Source organism: Bartonella sp. CE47NXGY (assembly GCF_042195415.1).
GTDB lineage: Bacteria > Pseudomonadota > Alphaproteobacteria > Rhizobiales > Rhizobiaceae > Bartonella.
In genome coordinates this window covers 48,225-68,077 of record NZ_JBHIOI010000009.1, presented here as the reverse complement: position 1 = coordinate 68,077, position 19,853 = coordinate 48,225, and the positions used below count along the sequence as shown (strand labels likewise).

Annotated in this window: 19 protein-coding genes and 1 pseudogene; 12 read left to right on the top strand and 8 right to left on the bottom strand. The window is 38.5% G+C overall.

Translation table 11 applies throughout. The features are described from left to right. From ACFIL3_RS04760 to ACFIL3_RS04730, 7 genes and pseudogenes are all read left to right on the top strand, one after another. Positions 1-237, top strand: a pseudogene (locus tag ACFIL3_RS04760) (trwi protein); the annotation flags it as partial. Between the two features lie 242 nt (positions 238-479). Then, positions 480-623 carry a TrwH protein gene (locus tag ACFIL3_RS04755; protein ID WP_273790050.1) on the top strand — a complete coding sequence of 48 codons (144 nt, stop codon included), beginning with the start codon at positions 480-482 and terminating at the stop codon, positions 621-623. Beyond that, the gene (locus ACFIL3_RS04750; RefSeq protein WP_375606007.1) at positions 620-1,321 is read left to right on the top strand and encodes a virB8 family protein; all 702 of its coding nucleotides are present in this window, start codon (positions 620-622) and stop codon (positions 1,319-1,321) included. Before ACFIL3_RS04755 ends, ACFIL3_RS04750 begins: the two co-directional genes overlap by 4 nt. Positions 1,322-1,334: 13 nt before the next feature. Continuing rightward, positions 1,335-2,141, top strand: a complete 807-nt coding sequence (virB9, locus tag ACFIL3_RS04745; protein ID WP_375681882.1) for a P-type conjugative transfer protein VirB9 — start codon at positions 1,335-1,337, stop codon at positions 2,139-2,141. After that, a complete protein-coding gene (gene virB10 / locus ACFIL3_RS04740) occupies positions 2,141-3,298 on the top strand; it encodes a type IV secretion system protein VirB10 (RefSeq protein WP_375606219.1) in 1,158 nt (385 codons plus the stop codon). The genes virB9 and virB10 overlap by 1 nt, the downstream gene beginning before the upstream one ends. Next, positions 3,273-4,334: a P-type DNA transfer ATPase VirB11 gene (gene virB11, locus ACFIL3_RS04735; RefSeq protein ID WP_375612249.1), complete on the top strand. Its 1,062-nt coding sequence runs from the start codon at positions 3,273-3,275 to the stop codon at positions 4,332-4,334. Before virB10 ends, virB11 begins: the two co-directional genes overlap by 26 nt. Positions 4,335-5,494: 1,160 nt before the next feature. After that, complete coding sequence (locus tag ACFIL3_RS04730; protein WP_375668537.1) at positions 5,495-5,770, top strand: hypothetical protein; 276 nt, start codon at positions 5,495-5,497, stop codon at positions 5,768-5,770. A gap of 1,881 nt (positions 5,771-7,651) precedes the next feature. On the opposite strand, the gene ACFIL3_RS04725 is transcribed toward ACFIL3_RS04730, so the two are convergent. The 7 genes from ACFIL3_RS04725 to rimM form a co-directional block, all read right to left on the bottom strand. Beyond that, a complete protein-coding gene (locus ACFIL3_RS04725; RefSeq protein ID WP_005774220.1) occupies positions 7,652-8,431 on the bottom strand; it encodes a succinate dehydrogenase iron-sulfur subunit in 780 nt (259 codons plus the stop codon). A gap of 14 nt (positions 8,432-8,445) precedes the next feature. After that, complete coding sequence (sdhA, locus tag ACFIL3_RS04720; RefSeq protein ID WP_375681424.1) at positions 8,446-10,290, bottom strand: succinate dehydrogenase flavoprotein subunit; 1,845 nt, start codon at positions 10,288-10,290, stop codon at positions 8,446-8,448. A 6-nt stretch (positions 10,291-10,296) separates the two neighbouring features. Beyond that, the gene (gene sdhD, locus ACFIL3_RS04715; RefSeq protein ID WP_375612246.1) at positions 10,297-10,683 is read right to left on the bottom strand and encodes a succinate dehydrogenase, hydrophobic membrane anchor protein; all 387 of its coding nucleotides are present in this window, start codon (positions 10,681-10,683) and stop codon (positions 10,297-10,299) included. Positions 10,684-10,701: 18 nt separating this feature from the next. Further along, positions 10,702-11,103, bottom strand: coding sequence for a succinate dehydrogenase, cytochrome b556 subunit (sdhC, locus tag ACFIL3_RS04710; RefSeq protein WP_375606014.1), 402 nt, complete (start codon positions 11,101-11,103; stop codon positions 10,702-10,704). Between the two features lie 495 nt (positions 11,104-11,598). Further along, the gene (rplS, locus tag ACFIL3_RS04705; protein ID WP_375612245.1) at positions 11,599-12,039 is read right to left on the bottom strand and encodes a 50S ribosomal protein L19; all 441 of its coding nucleotides are present in this window, start codon (positions 12,037-12,039) and stop codon (positions 11,599-11,601) included. 209 nt (positions 12,040-12,248) lie between these two features. Next, complete coding sequence (trmD, locus tag ACFIL3_RS04700) at positions 12,249-12,947, bottom strand: tRNA (guanosine(37)-N1)-methyltransferase TrmD (protein ID WP_375612244.1); 699 nt, start codon at positions 12,945-12,947, stop codon at positions 12,249-12,251. Between the two features lie 284 nt (positions 12,948-13,231). After that, a complete protein-coding gene (rimM, locus tag ACFIL3_RS04695) occupies positions 13,232-13,789 on the bottom strand; it encodes a ribosome maturation factor RimM (protein WP_375618306.1) in 558 nt (185 codons plus the stop codon). Between the two features lie 132 nt (positions 13,790-13,921). Between rimM and ACFIL3_RS04690 the strand changes: the two genes are divergently transcribed. Both ACFIL3_RS04690 and ACFIL3_RS04685 read left to right on the top strand, forming a co-directional pair. Then, the gene (locus ACFIL3_RS04690) at positions 13,922-14,743 is read left to right on the top strand and encodes a SapC family protein (RefSeq protein WP_375612242.1); all 822 of its coding nucleotides are present in this window, start codon (positions 13,922-13,924) and stop codon (positions 14,741-14,743) included. 3 nt (positions 14,744-14,746) lie between these two features. Next, a complete protein-coding gene (locus ACFIL3_RS04685) occupies positions 14,747-15,715 on the top strand; it encodes a tyrosine recombinase XerC (RefSeq protein WP_375681881.1) in 969 nt (322 codons plus the stop codon). Between the two features lie 18 nt (positions 15,716-15,733). Here the strand turns inward: ACFIL3_RS04685 and ACFIL3_RS04680 are convergent, their stop codons facing one another. Continuing rightward, positions 15,734-16,006, bottom strand: a complete 273-nt coding sequence (locus tag ACFIL3_RS04680; RefSeq protein ID WP_375612716.1) for a BolA family protein — start codon at positions 16,004-16,006, stop codon at positions 15,734-15,736. A 124-nt stretch (positions 16,007-16,130) separates the two neighbouring features. Here ACFIL3_RS04680 and ACFIL3_RS04675 point away from each other — a divergent pair, with 124 nt between their 5' ends. From ACFIL3_RS04675 to cobT, 3 genes are all read left to right on the top strand, one after another. Then, complete coding sequence (locus ACFIL3_RS04675; protein WP_375612239.1) at positions 16,131-16,751, top strand: J domain-containing protein; 621 nt, start codon at positions 16,131-16,133, stop codon at positions 16,749-16,751. Positions 16,752-16,953: 202 nt separating this feature from the next. Next, positions 16,954-17,934, top strand: a complete 981-nt coding sequence (cobS, locus tag ACFIL3_RS04670; RefSeq protein WP_375668533.1) for a cobaltochelatase subunit CobS — start codon at positions 16,954-16,956, stop codon at positions 17,932-17,934. 14 nt (positions 17,935-17,948) lie between these two features. Next, entirely contained in the window at positions 17,949-19,844 is a 1,896-nt protein-coding gene (gene cobT, locus ACFIL3_RS04665) for a cobaltochelatase subunit CobT (protein WP_375628610.1), read from the top strand. Positions 19,845-19,853: the final 9 nt, after the last annotated feature.

Sequence of the window (19,853 nt, the reverse complement as noted above, 5' to 3'; positions counted from 1 at the left end):
GCCAATTATATAATCCTCTTTCTACTCTTAGCAACTGTATTTAATCTGATGATGAATATCTTTGCAAACTATTTGAGCGATATGAAACTCGACTACGACCAGAATGTAGCATACATGTTTGGAGGAGCTCTCATCTTGTCCATTATATCCATCATGCTGTTACTCAAACTATCAAGCATGGCCAATTCTCTCGCAAAAGGCATTACATTTGGACATCTATGGAGACATAAAAACTAGATGAGATAAAAAGCAATGGTTCCCGTAACAGACGCCCTTAATATCCATATGACAAAATAACAAGAATATCCAATCCTAAAGTAAAAAATATTCGCACTGAAATTGAGCTATTTTCATAAATTAAAAAATGAAATTAAGAAAAGATAAATTATCGTAAACTATACACTTTACTTTAGTGTCAAAATTATAATAATGACAACAAATATCAGAATGTATATAACAGTAAAAAGAGTCATATTAAAATGAAGTCGATCATTCTTATAATTTTGATTGCAAACCTTTTATCGGCTTGTGCATTAGCACCAAAGCTAAAACAGCCTAATGATAGGAACCGCGTGCCTATTAATAAAACAATCCCTGCCGAAATCAAGCGAGGAGACAGATGAAAACAAAACAAGCAAAACCAGTGAAAGCCGAACAACTTAGAAGTTATTATGAAGAAAGCCGTGGCTTAGAACGTGATCTTATCAATGAATTTATAAGGTCGCGCAGAACGGCATGGCGTGTTGCGAGTACTGTGGGTCTTTTTGGCTTATTCGGTATGATATGTGGAGTTGTTGGATTTTCTCAACCAGCTCCAACTCCCTTAGTATTGCGCGTTGATAATACGACGGGTGCAGTTGATGTTATCTCAATCATGCGTGAACACGAAGAAAGCTATGGTGAAGTTGTAGATAGATATTGGCTAAACCAATATGTACTTAACCGCGAAACTTACGACTACGATACTATTCAACTGAACTATGACACAACAGCACTTTTAAGTGCGGCATCTGTTCAACAAGAATATTATAAAATCTATGATGGAGAAAATGCACGGGACAAAGTGCTTTCCAACAAAGCACGTATTACAGTTAAAGTACGATCAATCCAGCCTAATGGACTAGGTCAAGCAACTGTACGTTTTACGACTCAGCAACTTGACAGCAACGGTGCTGCTACTGGACCAAAACAGCACCAAATTGCAACAATTGGTTACACCTATGTTGGTGCACCCATGAAATCATCTGATCGATTGCTTAACCCCCTTGGTTTTCAAGTAACAAGTTACCGTTCTGACCCAGAAATACTGTTGAATGATTAAGGAATTGATTGTTATGAAAAAACTTGCGTTCGTTGTTCTATTGTCTTCGTTTTCTTCTCTTTATACGGTACCTGTGCAGGCGCTCAAAAGTCCATCAAATTCACAATATGATCACCGCATTCGCTATATAACATATAACGAAGCGGATGTGGTTCAAATTGAAACAGTTCTTGGTGTGGCAACACATATTATTCTTGAAGAAGGTGAACAGTACATAACTCATGCCTTTGGTGATTCTGAAGCCTATGCCTTTGCTCATAAAGGGCGGCATATTTTTATTAAACCAAAAGCAGAACTTGCCAATACCAATCTCATCGTTGTAACCGACAAACGGAGTTATAAATTCCGACTACAATTTCGGAATGACCGTGCGGGATCAACATATGAATTGGCTTTCCATTATCCCAATTCAAACGATGAAAAGTCAGAAGAAAACAATCGACGCCTTGCGATTGAACGTGGTTTTCACCAAAGCGTCAACGGCTATAATCTCAGTTATACCATGAGTGGTCACCAAGATATTGCTCCGATAAATGCTTGGGACAATGGGCGTATTACTTACTTTAAATTTCCCGCTAACATGGATATGCCATCGATTTATGTCGTAGATGCTGAAGGTAATGAAAGCTTAATACCACGCACCGTTATCGGCAGTTCTAATGATATTATCGCCGTTCATAAGGTCAATCCTAAATGGCTTATACGGCTTGGTAAACGCGCTCTAGCTGTTTTTAATGAAGCCTATGACCCCAATGGCGTACCAAACACAACAGGGACAGTATCTTCGGTGGTTTATCGTATCAATAAAGGAGGAAAATGATGTTTGACAATAAGGAAGGAGAGGGAAAAGGTACAAAACTGGACAACGTCGAACAAAAACATATTGAAGGTACCTATGGAGGGTCCGAACTAGGTTCTGAACGTCGTCCAACAATTCCAGGTACCCGTGCATTGTTAATGGTAGGACTTATTGTCATAGTAGCGATACCGATTGCCTTGACTTGGAAAGCTTTTAAAATGCGTAATACCGTGGAGGTTGAGGAAGAAAAACCACAACAAATAGTACAGCAAATTATACCAAACTATGTCCCTCGGATTATAGAAGAGCCAAAGATTGTAGAAGAAGCAGAAAAATCAACACAAACAGAAGATTCAAACTTGGATATTCCACCGGCATTGAGTAAACTTCTTCAAACAGCCATTCCTCCACATATGCTCCAAGATTCTGAAGAATTAGCACGCAAACGTATGCTCAGTTCTAGCCTTAACAACGGTGGTAGCGAAGGATCTACAGATACAAATAATAAAGCATCGAATAATGATAGAGGTAATGGCGTATTATTTGATAACCTTCAGCCCGTGCGTTTAGGTCAATCACATGCGATGCAACTTCGTAACCGTGACTTTTTGATTACACAAGGAACGCAAATAGATTGTACGTTAGAAACAAAAATCATTACATCACAACCCGGAATGACGACGTGTCATTTAACACGCGATATTTATTCCACGAGTGGACGTGTTGTTTTGCTTGACCGTGGTTCTAAAGTTGTTGGTTTTTACCAAAGTGGCATACAACAAGGACAAACGCGCGTGTTTGTGCAATGGTTACGCATTGAAACGCCTTCTGGTGTTGTTGTCAATCTTGACTCACCAGGCACAGGTCCTCTGGGTGAAGCGGGTATTGGTGGCTGGGTTGACAGACATTTTTGGGAACGATTTGGTAGTGCAATTATGGTAAGCATTATCGGTGATTTAGGAGAATGGGTAAGAGGAAAAGTTGGTAAAAGCAGCAAAGAAAATAAAGATAACTCACAAAATAAAGGAGCTCAGAATGCTGAATCTATAGCAATCGATGTTCTTCAAAATTCCATCAATATCACACCAACACTTTACAAAAACCAAGGCGAACGAGTAAATATTTTTGTTGCTCGTGATCTGGATTTCAGCGATGTCTACAGTCTCGTCACACGTTAACCCGATACAAAAAGATCAAGCAGTTTTTCAGCTTCTGCAACCGCTTGATTGTTTTTTAGAAGATCCCACGATCACTGAATTATCGATTTGCCGCCCCTGTGAAGTATGGACGAAAAGCTTTAAGGGTTGGCAACTACACAGCGTACCAGAGTTAACAACCACTTTTTTGCAAACGCTTATTACAGCTATTATCGTTTATAACGGTATGGCTCCCAGAAGTATTAATTATGTGCTCTTGCCTGGTGGACAACGTGGTACAATTATACAAACACCAGCTGTTGTTGATGGTGCTCTTTCCTTTGTAATTCGTAAACATTCTCTCATAGTTAAAACGTTAGAAGAACTCAAAGAAGAAGGGGCATTTGACGATTTTTCTGATGTAAGTTTTAATAAGCCTTCAGCAAAAGAAGCCAATAACTTGTTATCGAGGCAGGACTTCACACGGTTGGAACCATTTGAAGTTCAACTCTTACAAAGTAAACGTGAGGGAAAAATTCTTGAATTTTTGGAAGAATGCGTCCTTCACAAACGCAACATTATTATTGCAGGCAAAACAGGATCTGGTAAAACAACATTTGCTCGCTCTTTAATTGAAAAGGTCCCTGTAGAGGAGCGTATTATCACAATTGAAGATGTTCATGAGCTTTTTCTACCCAATCATCCCAATCATGTACATATGATTTATGGTAACAATGTAGGCCGTGTTTCAGCTGAAGAATGCCTAGATGCGTGTATGCGTCAGTCGCCTGACAGAATTTTTCTCGCTGAATTGCGAGGCAATGAAGCATGGGAATATCTCAATTCGCTCAACACTGGTCATCCCGGATCGATTACAACAACGCATGCTAACAGCGCTTTGCAGACATTTGAGCGATGTGCCACCTTGATTAAAAGATCAGAAATTGGCCGGCAACTCGAGTTAGAAATGATAAAAATCGTTCTCTATACAACAGTTGACGTAGTGTTGTTCTTTAAAGATAGAAAACTCTCTGAAGTCTTTTACGACCCGATTTTTGCTAAATCAAAAATCGCTTAAGGGGAGCTTCCTCTCTCGGTAATATGAAGCAAACAAAAATAGCCGTAACTAATTGTTACGGCTATTTATTTAACTTTTCCTATTCTCTTTGCTTCTCCGATGGATTTTCTACACTCTTCATGAGGAAAAAAGTTAATAGACAACAACTCTACGAGAAAACCAAATTATACATAAGGTTCTCTTTATTCTCTTGCCTTTGATCATTCTTTCCATTTACCTTTTGAAAAAGTATCTTTGATGCAAAAAAGAAAAAATAGCTGCAAAATAAATATTTAAACAAAAGAAAAGAATAAATTTTGATTCGCCTATCAATGAAAGCTTCGTAAAATAGGTACTTTCGATCATCACAAATAATTATCGTCATCAAGACCAAAACTTACCGTTTAAAAATTCTAAGCGCTATTTTCAAGTGATTAATAAATATGTTTTTTAACCAAACAATCTCCAAATACGGAAAACCTCATACGAAATAAATTATCATTTCGATTTAGCATCCATAAACCACGTTCTATTTGGTAATAAAAAGTATAGTAGTATATACGACGTCTTCTTCGGACGAAGAAAGATTCTTAACCTCCAGTTGTTCGTAAACAACCAAATTTCTCTTAAGAAAGCTTTGCTAACCATATCACGTGGCTTATGTCCCTCTCCTAAAGATGATATCCATAGACTACATAAGGTAAGCTCTACTCTGAATATTCCTGCTCTCTTCTCTGCACCACAAAAAGCAAAAATTCCTAAAAGAACAGATCTACAATCACTCTTCTTAAGATGCATCACATTGTCTTATAAAGAGTGTTCATTATTTTGCGTGTTGGATAAAAGATCTTAGTACCGTAGGATTCTCTCATTTCAAAGCTGTTTATTAACCAAAACCATGTCTCTTGCACATTATAAGTAAATAAAGCCGTATAGAATGAAACTGTACAAAAAAGCACTAAAAATGCCTTTTATAAACCATCCAAAATGCCAAAAATTGTCACAACATTGGGAGTTTGCAAAGTGTCTAATGGCGCCCAACTTGTTCTTTTATGAAGTGTAAAAATGGAGATGCTCTATAAATTTTATATTATTCATCGGGGCTTTGCCATTATACCATCCACGAACTCTGTAGTGAAATAAGCTTAGGCACCTTAAAGAAAGGTTTCTTAAAAACAAGCGTGCAAATTGACAAGCAAAGTGTATTTGGTTCGGGGCGTTCTGTTTTACATAAGGGTTTTGATCTTATTAAAGAACGAGAGAAACAAAAGCGTGAAGCAATGCGTAATCTCTATTATTTAAAAGACATTACTCTAGATGCTTTTGAAAGTCGTAAAGCAGAATTAAAAAATGATGCTAAAAATGGAAACTGGTTTGCACCTTTACAGCTTCATATTCTCCTCAAATTAGGCGGCTGTATAGCAACTTTCAAAGATTACGTCAACAGAGATACATAATACTCTTAACTCCCATTTGATAAGTAAAAGCTGCAACAGCAAAAGCTCTTTTAGAAAAACAACGCCATAAAGTCATTAATAAACCGGCAATGAATTGGAGAAATGTTCCAGATTTTTATCAAACACTCTGCAAAGCAACAATAATGATACAACTGGCTTTGCATCTGCTTATTCTTACAGGTGTTCGTACCCATCTCTTGCATCAATTCGTGAAGATCAGATTGAAGAGGATATATGGACAATTCTTGGCTCGAGAATACGAACGGTCTGCGTGATACTACAGGAAATTTCGCAGGCCCTTATGATCACAAATATTAAAAATTTTAAAACAAGCACGCTTGTTTTTTCGCAATGATTTCTATTTTCTGTAACCGGCCGTAGTCCTTATTAATGTGAATTTCCTATCACAATATATAAGAGAGGTTAGGTTAAAAACCTGTCCACGTAGATTTCTCTCTCATTTACGTAATTGGCTAACAGACTCCACCTATCACACCTCAAAGGACGAAGCCTCTTAACACGCCACTGATCTGCAAACAATCCGCCCCCTCACCTAGCAGATTTCACCTTCTAACCACTCTAATTACCACATCCTAAATAAGATAGTGTTTTACAGCACAACAGAATAAATACCAAAACAATGACTGATTATACCGTTAATACTTGGACACCTCTTTTTCATGTTAAGAAATATCTTTTATGCTGAAAAATAAAAAACACTTTTACTGCTTAAACAACTTTCTTAAGCATACATACAAGAACAATGAAATACCCTAACATAATAAATAAGATCTAAACCTAGAAATCTCTATTTTTTATAGATAAAAACATATAAAATCAAAACCTCCGAAACTCGTCAAAATACAACATATTTTCTTTGATGATTGAATTTATTCAACTCAAACGAACCTACAAACACCGCTTATTCCACATTCGCAACACGTGTTCTTAGAATTCTTACTATCATTTTCTAAATTTTTAGAGAAACCTATAAATTTGCTATTTTTCAAACGTCTTATCTGCTCTTTAATGAATTTAAATCTATGACGTTACAATAATTTTAAATTACTTCCCCCTTAACTGTATGATCTATCTCTACAATAGAGAGGGATTTTACGTTCTCCATTCTTTGAGAACTATAAATTTTGTTTTTTAATGCGATTAACAATCCAATCTTTAAAATAAAAAATATGACCTTTATATATATAATGATATTATCAAAAATTCCTAATCCTTGAATATTAGCAATGTTTTCGATATTACAATAAATGTGTCGTAAAATGACGAATTGTCATAATGATCACTCCTTTGTATTTCATTTAGATAATTTACATGCGTTTAATATTTGTATCAGCATTTGTTTTTGTGCTATATTTATACAGAGTAATCATTTTTTATAAAAAATGATTACTTAAATCTGCATCAAAGTATAAATTATGATGCGAATTTAATAAAAATAAAAACACATGGCATATTGATTTTATTGTTTTTACATAGAACGCTATTTAAAGTATAGTTTACTCGAAAGACTAATGCCTTTTTAAAGGCAATAATAACTATACTAACCGCCTCATAGAAGCCAATAAATTTTTAGAGATTAAGCCTCAAAGAGGCACAAAAACATGCACAATTTTCTATTTTTCTTTTTACTGTTCGTTAATCGGTCAAATTTCAAAGATAATATTCAACTATGAGTTTTCTGCTCAGCCATTGCAAGGATTGCTTCTACAAGGATTGCTTAATTTTTAGAGATTACTTCGCTTTTAGAATGATTATAGCTACTGCGCCCCCATAAGCAGCCGATTTTCTTTTAGAGATTTAATTGCTAAAAGGAGATACAATTTCCCACCTTGCGCTTTATTTTGATCAATCAGTAAATTTTCAAAGGCGGCGTTCAACCATGAGTTTTTTAATTTCAGCAATCGCTTTCGCTGGATTTAATCCCTTTGGACAAGTTTGCGCACAATTCATAATCGTATGGCAACGATAAAGGCGGAAAGGATCTTCTAAATTATCAAGACGTTCACCACACATCTCATCACGTGAATCCGCAATCCAGCGATAAGCTTGAAGCAAAACAGCGGGCCCCAAATAACGATCACCGTTCCACCAATAACTTGGACATGAAGTCTGACAACACGCACACAAAATACATTCATAAAGGCCATCGATTTTTTGGCGATCGGAGTGACTTTGTAACCATTCTTTTGCAGGTTCAGGAGAAACTGTTTGCAACCAAGGCTCAATGACTCGGTGTTGTGCATAAAAACGCTTTAAATCAGGAACCAAATCTTTAACAACCGGCATGGAAGGCAACGGATAGACCTTAATGGGATGTTTTACATCATCCATCCCTTTGGTACAAGCTAATGTATTGGTTCCATCAATATTCATCGCACATGAACCACAGATGCCTTCACGGCATGATCGACGAAGTGTCAAAGTTGGATCAATATGGTTTTTAATAAACAAAAGCCCATCAAGAATCATAGGACCACAAGCAGAACGATCCACATAATAAGTATCTAAATGAGGATTTTCCTCATCATCAGGCGACCAACGATACACGTGAAATTCCGTCAGCTTTGTAGCACCTTCAGGTTTAGGCCAAACCTTTCCCGGTTTTACTTGAGAATTTTTGGGAAGCTTAATTTGTACCATATTTCATTCTCCCCTTAATAAACCCGTTTTTTAGGTGCAATGCGCTTTAAATCGATCCCACCATCAGCTTCAGATGTTAACGGGTCCACATGGACAGGTCGATATGATAATGTCACCTTACCCTCTTTTGACAAATGTGAAATCGTATGTTTACGCCAGTTTTTATCATCACGCTCTGGATAATCTTCACGAGCGTGAGCGCCACGGCTTTCTGAACGTGCTTCGGCAGAATAAACAGTCATGATTGCATTCGCCATAAGATTTTCAAGCTCTAATGTTTCAACCAAATCAGAATTCCATATCAGAGAACGATCTGTGACTTTGAGATCCGACAATTCCCCCCAGATTTTATTCATCCGTTGACATCCCTGTTTCAAAGAATCTTCTGTACGGAAGACTGCTGCGTCTTCTTGCATCGTGCGTTGCATTTTTTCACGCAATACAGCTGTTGGTATTGCCCCTTGTGCAAAACGTAAACGATCAAAACGCGCTATAATTTCGTCAACAGCTTCTTCATTGATGGGTGAAATTTCTGCATTCCGATCAATAACTTCACCCGCGCGAATGGCAGCAGCACGACCAAACACCACAAGATCAATTAATGAATTTGACCCCAAGCGGTTAGCTCCATGAACAGAAGCACATCCTGCTTCTCCTACCGCCATCAGCCCTGGTTGAATACGATCAGGCGAATCAGCCGTTGGATTGAGAACTTCCCCGTAGTAATTGGTAGGAATCCCACCCATATTATAATGAACCGTTGGCAAGATGGGGATAGGCTCTTTTGTTACATCCACCCCTGCAAATATCCGTGCTGATTCTGAAATCCCTGGTAAACGCTCATGCAAGATTGCAGGATCAATATGATTGAGAACCAAATGAATATGATCCTTCTTAGGTCCAACGCCACGCCCTTCACGAATTTCAAGTGTGATACAACGCGAAACCAAGTCACGTGAAGCCAAATCCTTAAAGGAAGGTGCATAACGCTCCATAAAGCGTTCACCTTCAGAATTGATTAAATAGCCTCCTTCACCACGAGCTCCTTCTGTAATTAAGCAGCCAGAACCGTAAATCCCTGTCGGATGGAATTGCACAAACTCCATATCCTGAAGTGGCAATCCAGCACGTGCAATCATTCCACCACCATCACCCGTACAGGTATGCGCCGATGTCGCAGAAAAATAAGCGCGTCCATAACCACCGGTTGCAAGAACAACCATTTTGGCAGAAAAACGATGTATTGTACCATCATCGAGATTCCATGCCACAACCCCCGTACAAACCCCATCCGTCATGATGAGATCGAGTGCAAAATATTCAATAAAAAATTGCGCATTATGCTTTAAGCTTTGTCCATAAAGCGTATGCAAAATGGCATGGCCTGTACGGTCAGCTGCTGCGCAAGTACGCTGAACAGGCGGACCTTCACCAAATTGTGTCGTATGTCCACCAAAAGGACGCTGATAAATTTTGCCTTCTTGCGTTCGCGAAAAAGGAACGCCATAATGTTCTAATTCATACACAGCAGCAGGAGCATTACGCACCAAATATTCCATTGCATCGGTATCGCCCAACCAATCAGAACCTTTCACGGTATCATATAAATGCCACTGCCAATTGTCAGGTCCCATATTTGAAAGCGATGCAGCAATTCCCCCTTGTGCTGCAACCGTATGTGAGCGCGTTGGAAAAACCTTCGTAATACAAGCTGTCTTTAATCCTTGTTCTGCCATACCCAGTGTCGCACGTAATCCTGCACCACCTGCCCCAACAACAACAACATCAAATTTATGATCTACAGTGCGATAAGGGGCGTTACCTGCTTTAGCACCCAGAGATGATCCTGTACCCGCCATACTTGTTTAACCCCCTAATGCAATTTTCAAAAGAGAAAAAATAATGATACCACCTATGAGAAAACAAAATAAAATATTTAACGTCAAAAAGAATATCCGAAAACCTTCACGTGGAATATAATCTTCAATTACTACCTGCATACCAAGTTTCATATGATAAAGGACCGAAAAAGTCATCAATCCCATCAAAATAGCAACAATAGGATGTGCAAGTCTTGCACGCACAATACTATAGTCCTTTCCCACAAGCGAAAGAATAAGAACAATAAAAAATATCAAAAGTGGTAGATTGATAAACCCCGTCAAACGTTCTAGCCAAAAATGCTCTGTTCCTTCATGAGCACTGCCACGCCCCCGTACTTTTCCAAGTTCCGTTCGAAAATCTTTTTTCATGTCTCTTTTCTCCCCCAGCTAAACAACGGTATATCCAATAATCCAAATCGCAAAAGTAACAATAAGAGAAATAAACACTGTCGCCCAAGCAGTGACTGTTGCCTTTTCTTTTGCCAAAAGGCAAGGCTTCAGATCCCAAACAATGTGGCGAACACCACCAACCATGTGATGAACCCCTGCCAAAGTATAAAGAAACAAAATACACAATCCAAACCAAGAACTATAAATTTCGTAAACTGTTCTAAATGTCTCCTCGCCACACGCAATAGCAATTAACCAAACAGCAAGAAAAACCGTTCCAACATAAAGTGCCATACCCGTAATGCGGTGTGCAATGGACATGGCCATAGTAATTGTCCAACGATAAATACTTATATGAGGGGAACGAGGGCGCTCTTTTATCCTAGTTGTCTCTATCATAAAATATCCTGACCTGGTTTATCATAAAATATCCTGACCTGGTTTTTGCAACCGCAATGAACGAGAAAGTTCGCGCAAAACGACTAAACATACTCTCTCGTTTTTACTTGTTTGGCATCTCAAGATACCGATATTACAGGTCGGTTGTCTCAAATAACGGATTAAAGGTCACGCATAAAAAAACCGATTACTCTCCGGATATGATCCGCAAAACTCGCCTTAATCTAATACACTTTTATCTTCACGTCAAAGGTCTAAAATCTTTTCCAAATATAAACAGACATTTTTTCAGATTAAACTTATCCTTTTGAGTATTCACGATATATGCAATAGTCTCTTAAACTGCACCCATAATTAAGAATAAAAAGAGGAAAAATTGATAGATTGAACATTTTTATGTCCACTCCAAGCCTTTTAAAAGGCAAAACGAATCAAGAAAGACACAAATAAGCGGCATAAAAGCCGCTTTTGCATAAAGTTTAGCCGATATAATCTTTACTCAGAAACTTGCTTTTCAACATCTGTGCTGACAGATGCTGCTTCTACTTTCTCAACAACCTTTTCAGCTTTTTTCCGATAATCTCTCTTTTCAGCGATACGTGCAGCTTTACCTCTCAAGCCACGTAGATAATAGAGTTTTGCACGGCGCACTTTACCACGGCGCACCAGCTCAACACCTTCAATCAAAGGAGAATAAACAGGAAATACCCTCTCCACCCCTTCACCATAAGAAATCTTGCGTACTGTAAAGGTCTCATTCAACCCACCGCCTGAACGCGCAATACAGACACCTTCATAAGCCTGAACACGCGTCCGTGTACCTTCTGTCACACGCACCATAACACGGACTGTATCTCCTGGCTGAAATGCTGGAAATTGGCGCTTTTCTTCAATTTTTGCACATTGTTCAGCTTCAAGCTGTGCGATAATATTCATTTCTTTTATCCTTCATGTTCTTTATCGAACAGTCAGAGCGCTCAACTCTTACCAAAAAAGCCTTTATTAAGAATAAGGAGCTCTTTAGGCTATGTCTTACACAGGAGCGAATACACCATTCCTTCATTTTAATTTTGGAACTACAGAAAACCTTTTATAAAAAACTCTCTAAAAAGAGAGCCATGCAATACACCACCTTATCATATGAATCAAGTTTTCTGATGATTTTTATTATAACGCGCATAAAGATCAGGGCGACGTTGACGTGTTAACAATTCGGCTTGGCTTTGACGCCAATCTGCGATCGCTTTGTGATGACCTGAGAGCAATACAGGCGGAATACCCCGCCCTTCGAAAAGAGAAGGGCGGGTATATTGCGGATGTTCCAGCAAGTCATTTTCAAAACTTTCACACCTTGCAGAAGCTGCATTCCCCATCACTCCAGGCAGAAGACGTATAATAGCATCTAAGATAACCAATGCAGCTGTTTCACCCCCTGAAAGAATATAATCACCAATAGAAACTTCTTCTAATTCTCGTGCTTCTATGACTCGCTCATCAACCCCTTCAAAACGTCCACAAACTAACGTTACACCCGTATCACGAGCCAAGCTATGCGCGTAAGCTTGGTCAAAAGGACGCCCACGTGGACTCATCAACAATCTTGGCGAATCCTGTGGACAGCAATCAAGAGCAGCCGCCAATACATCCGCCCGCATTACCATACCAGCTCCCCCACCAGCAGGTTTATCATCAACGCTATGGTGTTTGTCTAAAGCAAAATCCCTAATCTGTACCGTCTCCAGTGACCAAATTCCACGCTCTAAAGCTTGCCCTGCTAAAGAATACCCTAAAAAACCAGGAAACATTTCAGGATAAAGGGTTAAAACGCGCGCCTGAAATTTCATTTTATTTCTTATCCTTATTTTCTTAAACAGACTCTTAATAGCAAAAATAGCACAAACAAGACTTTTAACGCTATAGCGTTAATCTGAGTCTTCTTGATCTGCGCCATATTTAATACGATCCTTCTAAATACTTGCACTAAAAAAGACTCTAAAAATTCAGGACTATTTCGAGATAAAGTGCTTACAATATCTGCTCAAAAGAGCATTTTTAATATTTTCACACATTCCACTTTTTATTGACGAAATTCATCTGTTGTTTTTTACCTTCATCTTTATTTTTAGATTCAAGCTATTTCCTTTTTATCATTGTCTCCCCCATCAATTAAACCAGCGGCCATGGGATCAACAACAAGAAAACCAGAATCCATACAAATTTCTGGTACCGCCGCCTTACTAAAGGGAATAAGAACTCTTTTACCTGTATTCAAACGTATTTCAAGCAAATCACCAGCCCCGAAATTAAAAAAACCACACACTTCACCTAAGATTTTCCCCCCACAATCTTGGACACACAAGCCTATTAAATCGACTTGATAAAACTCATCCTCCATCAAATCATCAATTAATTGATCACGCGTCACATAAAGGCGAATACCTTTTAAAGACTCAGCCGCATTACGATTTTCTACCCCTTTAAAACGTACAATCGCCTTATTTTTTTGTATGCGAAGAGTTACAATTTCATAAGAACGCCCCATATCATCATAAAGAGTGCTGTAAAACTTGAAACGCTGTGGCTCAGCACTTAGAATTTTAACAAAAACATCTCCTTTTATACCATGAGGCATACCAATAATGGCAAGATAGACTTTATTTTTAAGCTTTTCTTTATTATACTTCATGCAAAAATATTATCTCTCAAAAATGAACCCTTCAATCTTATAGTTTTCTATTCAATCTTGTTGCCATATGAGACAATCTTCTAAAAGACCTTTCTTGGTAACAAAAAACAAATTAATAAAGGAGAAAGTCTTATGGCAAATATTATGCTATTTTACAAAGATATCACACCAATCAACAAAATTTCCCATAAAAATCTAAAATTTGCTCCTCCAACTGATATGTCTTTTGCCAAGGATACTCATTGGGTTCCTTTAGCAAGTACTGAATATTTTCAAGCAGCGCTAGACTATCCTATTTTATTTATGTGCGCCGAAGATGAACAAAAAAAACGGCACTACACATCCGCAGCTCTTGTCGGTCTTTCTAATGACGAAAATGACTATATCGCTTCTGATAAAAGTTGGAAAAACAATACTTATGTTCCAGCTTTTGTCCGTCGCTATCCTTTTGTTTTGGCACAAATTAGCAATGAAAAAGAACTTTCTGTCTGCTTTGATCAACAGTCCGGTATGTTTAATGAAGTTGCAGGAACAGAACTTTTTAATTCCGATGGCTCTATTTCTCCTTTTATGGAAGAACGTATTCGCTTTCTTGAAAGTTTTAAAATCGCTATGGAGAAAACCTCTGAGTTTATTGATGCTCTTGTAGAAATGGATCTTCTAAGCCAAAAATCCATCAATGTGAAAAACGATAAAGGTCTCTCAGCGCAATTGGAACATTTTTGGGTTGTTGATGAAGAAAAATTGAATAAATTATCAGCAAGCCAACTTGCCAAACTTCATAAAAATGGCTTTTTAGGATTAATTTTTGCGCATTTGATGTCAACACACAATCTTGTGAAAATACTCTCTCTCAAAGGTGAAAAGCAACTTATCAATCGTGAAGAGCAACCCCAAAACAAGAATGGTCATTCTAACGATGAAAAATCTAAAAAGAAAGAAACTCTCAACTAGATAATGCCCATCAAAAACGACAAGAGAAAAGATGAAAATATTCCTCTCATTCCAGCAGACCATGCAATTTTAAACGCAAGGAAAAATTGGTTAGAGTGTCTTACCCAAACACGTCGTATGTCAGCACAAACAGTGCAAGCCTATGAACGTGATACGCGGCAATTTTTGTCTTTTCTCTGTCAACACTTAAGCCATACACCAACCCTTACAGATCTTGCTCATTTACGCATCAGTGACTTGCGTGCTTATCTTGCTTATCGGCGTACAAACAATATAAGTGCGCGCTCTTTAAGCCGAGGGGTGGCAGGCATCCGTTCTTTTTTCAAATACTTATCACGTGAAGGAATCGTCAATGTTCCCGCAGCTCAACTTATCCGAAGCCCCAAACACCCCAAATTGCTCCCAAAACCTTTAGCGATAAAATCAGCACTTCACATAGTCAAACAAGAAAATCAACTGGAAAATGAACCTTGGATTAGCGCTCGTAATGCTGCTGTCCTCATGCTTCTTTATGGCTGTGGAATGCGAATATCAGAAGCCTTAAGCCTCACACCAGAACAATTTTCTGATCCTAAAAAAACAAGTTTATTTATAACAGGAAAAGGCGGCAAAACACGCCTTGTTCCTCTCATCAAAATTGTTTACGAAGCTGTACAAAATTATCTCAAATGTTGCCCATATCCTTTATTGGATAACCAACCCATATTTCGTGGGGCGCGAGGCGGTCCCCTACAGCCTGCCATTATTCAAAAAGCTGTCCGTAATTTACGTGCAAGCCTTGGTTTACCAGAAACTGCAACGCCTCATACACTGCGCCATTCTTTTGCCACCCATCTTTTATCACGGGGGGGAGATTTGCGCACGATTCAAGAACTTCTTGGGCACGCTAGTCTTTCCACCACACAAATCTATACCCACGTCGATACAGACCATTTGTTAAAAATCTATCAAAAGGCCCATCCCCGTTCCTAAAAACGTCTCATCAAAAAATTAGAGTGTTTCAACCTCAAGTGCCAAAGCATGAACACAAGTAGCTAACTCTTCTTGTAAAACTTTATAAATCGCTCGATGTATTTCTACGCGTGTCATATTAGAAAAAGAAGAAGATAAAATTTTCACTCGAAAATGTGTTTCTCCTTTACCATCAAAAGCATGTTCATTATGAGGATGCCCCTCATGAAGATGACTTTCGTTAATCACTTCAAGCTTTTGCGGATGAAAAGCATCCTGAAGCTTTCTCTGAATTATTGTTTCTATAAACATTTTTCATTCCTCAAACAAAATGAACGTGCAAAGATACACCTTTTTCATAATAGAATAAGTGTGAAAACAAATTTTTCAAAAGTCAATTCTTGTAAAATTAATCAATTTTGCATAAACCAATAATATGACAATAACATCTAAATTATTCGATTCAATTCGCATAAGCTCAAATAAAAAACAAAAAGCTGAGCCAGAAGCACAACAGTGTCAGTGGGAAGGTTGTGAAAAAACAGGGTCCCATAAAGCACCAGCAGGTCGAAATCACGAAGGACAATATTTATATTTTTGTATTGAACACGTACGCGCCTATAATAAAAATTTTAATTACTTCTCTGGTCTTAGCAATAAAGATATCGCAAAATTTCAAAAGGATGCTCTCACAGGACATCGTCCGACATGGCCTACAGATCTGAGCAATGGTACATCGAAAAAAACAGCCGCGAATTATGCAAAGATTCGCTCTGGAACAGCTGCCTATCAAAATCGCATGCGCGATCCCTTCACGCTTTTTACTGGGCAGCATTCAAACAATAAGTTCTCACGAAAATTAAAGCCCTTAGAAGCAAAAGCTTTTGATACACTGGGACTACAGGCAAACGCTTCAGCAGAAGACATCAAAATGAAATATAAAGAGTTGGTAAAAAAGCACCATCCTGATTCCAATGGTGGTAATCGTGCTTCAGAAGAGCGCTTTCGTGATGTTTTACATGCTTACAATTTGCTAAAAAAGTCTGGTTTGTGCTGAAAACATGCGCTTATATGAGTCTATTTTCATTTAGACCATCATTATTTGCGCAAAATGTTACTTTTTTTGCAAAACATTATAGAATATGTAAAAAAATCTTTCTTCAATATCTAAGGCTCTCATTATAGAGCATTGCATAAATACTTTAACTCTTGTATCGTTTCTAATGAATAAATAGCGTCCTCTCCCTTCCAGAAACATAATGACAAATCTTACCGTTGAAAATTTGCCCGATATTACACTTTGTGCTCGCGATCTATTTCATATTGAAACAGATCTGAAAGTCCCTGCTTTTAGCACAAAAAGTCCCCATGTTCCTGATATCGATCCTGATTATCTTTTTGATCAGCAAACAACTTTAGCGATTCTCGCAGGTTTTACCTTTAACCGCCGTGTAATGGTTTCTGGCTATCACGGTACAGGGAAATCAACGCATATTGAACAAGTTGCTGCACGTCTTAACTGGCCTTGTCTTCGCATTAATCTCGATAGTCATGTAAGTCGTATCGATCTTGTAGGAAAAGATGCTATCGTTTTAAAAGATGGCTTACAAATCACTGAATTTAAAGAGGGCATTTTGCCATGGGCTTATCAAAATAATATTGCTCTTGTTTTCGACGAATATGATGCGGGGCGTCCCGATGTTATGTTTGTCATCCAACGCGTTCTTGAAACCTCTGGAAAACTAAGCTTACTTGATCAAAGCCGTGTCATCTCTCCACACCCAGCATTTCGTCTTTTTGCAACGGCAAACACCATTGGTCTTGGTGATACAACCGGTCTCTATCATGGTACCCAACAGATCAATCAAGCTCAAATGGACCGCTGGTCTATTGTTACGATACTCAATTATTTACCCCATGATAAAGAGGTTAATATCATTTGTTCAAAGGTCAAATCTTTTCAAACGGCTGAGGGAAAAAAGACAATTTCACAAATGGTTCATGTTGCTGATATGGTACGCCAATCTTTTATCAATGGAGATCTTTCAACTGTCATGAGTCCACGTACCGTCATTACTTGGGCAGAAAATACAACAATTTTTCAAGATGTCGGCTTTGCCTTCCGATTAACCTTTCTCAATAAATGTGATGAACTCGAACGTGCCACTGTTGCAGAATTTTATCAACGCGCCTTTGGACAAGAGCTTCCCGAATCACTCATTCATGGTGTTTTGCCTTAAGGAATCTGTCACTCATGGCTACCGATATTGGCGACAACAAAAATCCGGCAAAAGATTCTTCCAACAACACTCTTAATGCTGAAGCTTTTAAAAAAGCACTTTCCACCTGTATGCGTGCGATTGCAGGCACAAACAACCTTGAAGTTTCCTTTAGTCATAACCGACCATCTTTAAGCGAAAGTTGCGCGCGTTTACCAGAATTACCTCAATACGCAACGAATAAAGACATCACTATTACCCGCGGACTAGGTGATTCCATGGCTCTGCGCAAAGCATGGCATGACAACCGCATTCACATGCAATTTTCTCCACTAGAATCAGAAGCACGTGCTGTCTTTGATGCCCTCGAACAAACACGTGTTGAAGCAATTGGTACTTTAGCCATGGAGGGACTTGCAAAAAATCTTGATGTCATGCTCGCCGATAAATACAAAAGAGCCCATTATCATAAAATTAGCAACCAAAGTGAAGCCCCCATCCAAGAAGCGATTGCACTTTTATTGCGTGAAAAAATAACAAAGCGCGCAGCTCCAAGAGAAGCGGGTTCTGTCTTAGAATTGTGGCGTAAAGAACTCGAACAAAAAGCAGCATCACAACTCAATGAACTCCCACATCATATTTACAACCAACAAGCTTTTGCACAGATTGTTCGCCAAATGCTTGTTACACTCAAAATGACAGTGCAACAAGCTGAAGCTTCTAACAGTGAAAACAATAAAAAATTAAAAAATGCGTGTGAACCTCAAGACCAAAGAGAAGAAGAGAGTAAAAACAAAAAACACGCTCAAAGTGAAGAACAAACCAGCACTGAACAAGAAAGTGATGTGCAAGATGATGGAAAAACACAAGCGACACAATCAAACAACAATGATCAAGCTGACGGCGAGCAAAAAAATGGACCTTGGCAAGAAAAGCCGAGCAAACCCAAACACCTTTTTTCTGATTCGGAACAAATGCAAAGACTTGGCAATTATAAAATCTTCACCCGTCAATTTGATGAAATTTTGGAAGCAACAGATTTTTGTTCTGAAAACGAGTTAGATCACTTACGCCGTTATCTTGATAAGCAAATCAATCATCTGCAAAACATCGTTGGACGTTTAGCAAACCGTCTCCAGCGCCGCTTGATGGCGCAACAAAATCGCAACTGGAACTTTGACCTTGAAGAAGGATATCTTGATACAACACGGCTTCCACGTCTAATTATTGACCCCATGCAACCCCTTTCTTTTAAAATGGAAAGCAACACCCAATTTCGGGACACAGTTGTTTCACTCCTCATTGATAATTCTGGCTCAATGCGCGGACGCCCCATTAGCGTTGCTGCAAGTTGTGCTGATATTTTGGCACAAACTCTTGAACGTTGTGGTGTCAAAGTTGAAATTTTAGGTTTTACCACCAAAACTTGGAAAGGGGGAAAATCGCGCGAACAATGGCTTACCCAAAACAAACTCCATAATCCTGGACGCCTCAATGATTTATGCCATATCATCTATAAAAGTGCTGATACCCCATGGCGTCGCGCACGACGCAATTTAGGTTTAATGATGCAAGAAGGATTATTAAAAGAAAATATCGACGGAGAAGCTTTAATTTGGGCTCATCAACGCCTTTTATCACGGCGTGAACAACGTCGTATCCTCATGGTCATTTCTGATGGCGCTCCTGTTGACGATTCGACACTATCGGTCAACTCCAGCAATTATTTAGAAAAACACTTACGCGCAGTGATTCAAGAAATCCAAACACACTCCCCTATTGAACTCATTGCCATTGGAATTGGTCATGACGTCACACGTTATTACCAACGTGCTGTAACAATTATGAATGCTGAAGAACTTGCCGACGCCATAACAAAACAATTAGAAATACTTTTTAGTGATAAAAGAACTCATATTCATAAGAAATAAACCTGCCTT

Excerpts from the sequence above, each read along its gene's own strand:
- ACFIL3_RS04755 (WP_273790050.1), top strand. The coding sequence starts at position 480 with ATGAAGTCGATCATTCTTATAATTTTGATTGCAAACCTTTTATCGGCT.
- ACFIL3_RS04750 (WP_375606007.1), top strand. The coding sequence starts at position 620 with ATGAAAACAAAACAAGCAAAACCAGTGAAAGCCGAACAACTTAGAAGT.
- virB9 (WP_375681882.1), top strand. The coding sequence starts at position 1,335 with ATGAAAAAACTTGCGTTCGTTGTTCTATTGTCTTCGTTTTCTTCTCTT.
- virB10 (WP_375606219.1), top strand. The coding sequence starts at position 2,141 with ATGTTTGACAATAAGGAAGGAGAGGGAAAAGGTACAAAACTGGACAAC.
- virB11 (WP_375612249.1), top strand. The coding sequence starts at position 3,273 with ATGTCTACAGTCTCGTCACACGTTAACCCGATACAAAAAGATCAAGCA.
- ACFIL3_RS04725 (WP_005774220.1), bottom strand. The coding sequence starts at position 8,431 with ATGGTACAAATTAAGCTTCCCAAAAATTCTCAAGTAAAACCGGGAAAG.
- sdhA (WP_375681424.1), bottom strand. The coding sequence starts at position 10,290 with ATGGCGGGTACAGGATCATCTCTGGGTGCTAAAGCAGGTAACGCCCCT.
- sdhD (WP_375612246.1), bottom strand. The coding sequence starts at position 10,683 with ATGAAAAAAGATTTTCGAACGGAACTTGGAAAAGTACGGGGGCGTGGC.
- sdhC (WP_375606014.1), bottom strand. The coding sequence starts at position 11,103 with ATGATAGAGACAACTAGGATAAAAGAGCGCCCTCGTTCCCCTCATATA.
- rplS (WP_375612245.1), bottom strand. The coding sequence starts at position 12,039 with ATGAATATTATCGCACAGCTTGAAGCTGAACAATGTGCAAAAATTGAA.
- trmD (WP_375612244.1), bottom strand. The coding sequence starts at position 12,947 with ATGAAATTTCAGGCGCGCGTTTTAACCCTTTATCCTGAAATGTTTCCT.
- rimM (WP_375618306.1), bottom strand. The coding sequence starts at position 13,789 with ATGAAGTATAATAAAGAAAAGCTTAAAAATAAAGTCTATCTTGCCATT.
- ACFIL3_RS04690 (WP_375612242.1), top strand. The coding sequence starts at position 13,922 with ATGGCAAATATTATGCTATTTTACAAAGATATCACACCAATCAACAAA.
- ACFIL3_RS04685 (WP_375681881.1), top strand. The coding sequence starts at position 14,747 with ATGCCCATCAAAAACGACAAGAGAAAAGATGAAAATATTCCTCTCATT.
- ACFIL3_RS04680 (WP_375612716.1), bottom strand. The coding sequence starts at position 16,006 with ATGTTTATAGAAACAATAATTCAGAGAAAGCTTCAGGATGCTTTTCAT.
- ACFIL3_RS04675 (WP_375612239.1), top strand. The coding sequence starts at position 16,131 with ATGACAATAACATCTAAATTATTCGATTCAATTCGCATAAGCTCAAAT.
- cobS (WP_375668533.1), top strand. The coding sequence starts at position 16,954 with ATGACAAATCTTACCGTTGAAAATTTGCCCGATATTACACTTTGTGCT.
- cobT (WP_375628610.1), top strand. The coding sequence starts at position 17,949 with ATGGCTACCGATATTGGCGACAACAAAAATCCGGCAAAAGATTCTTCC.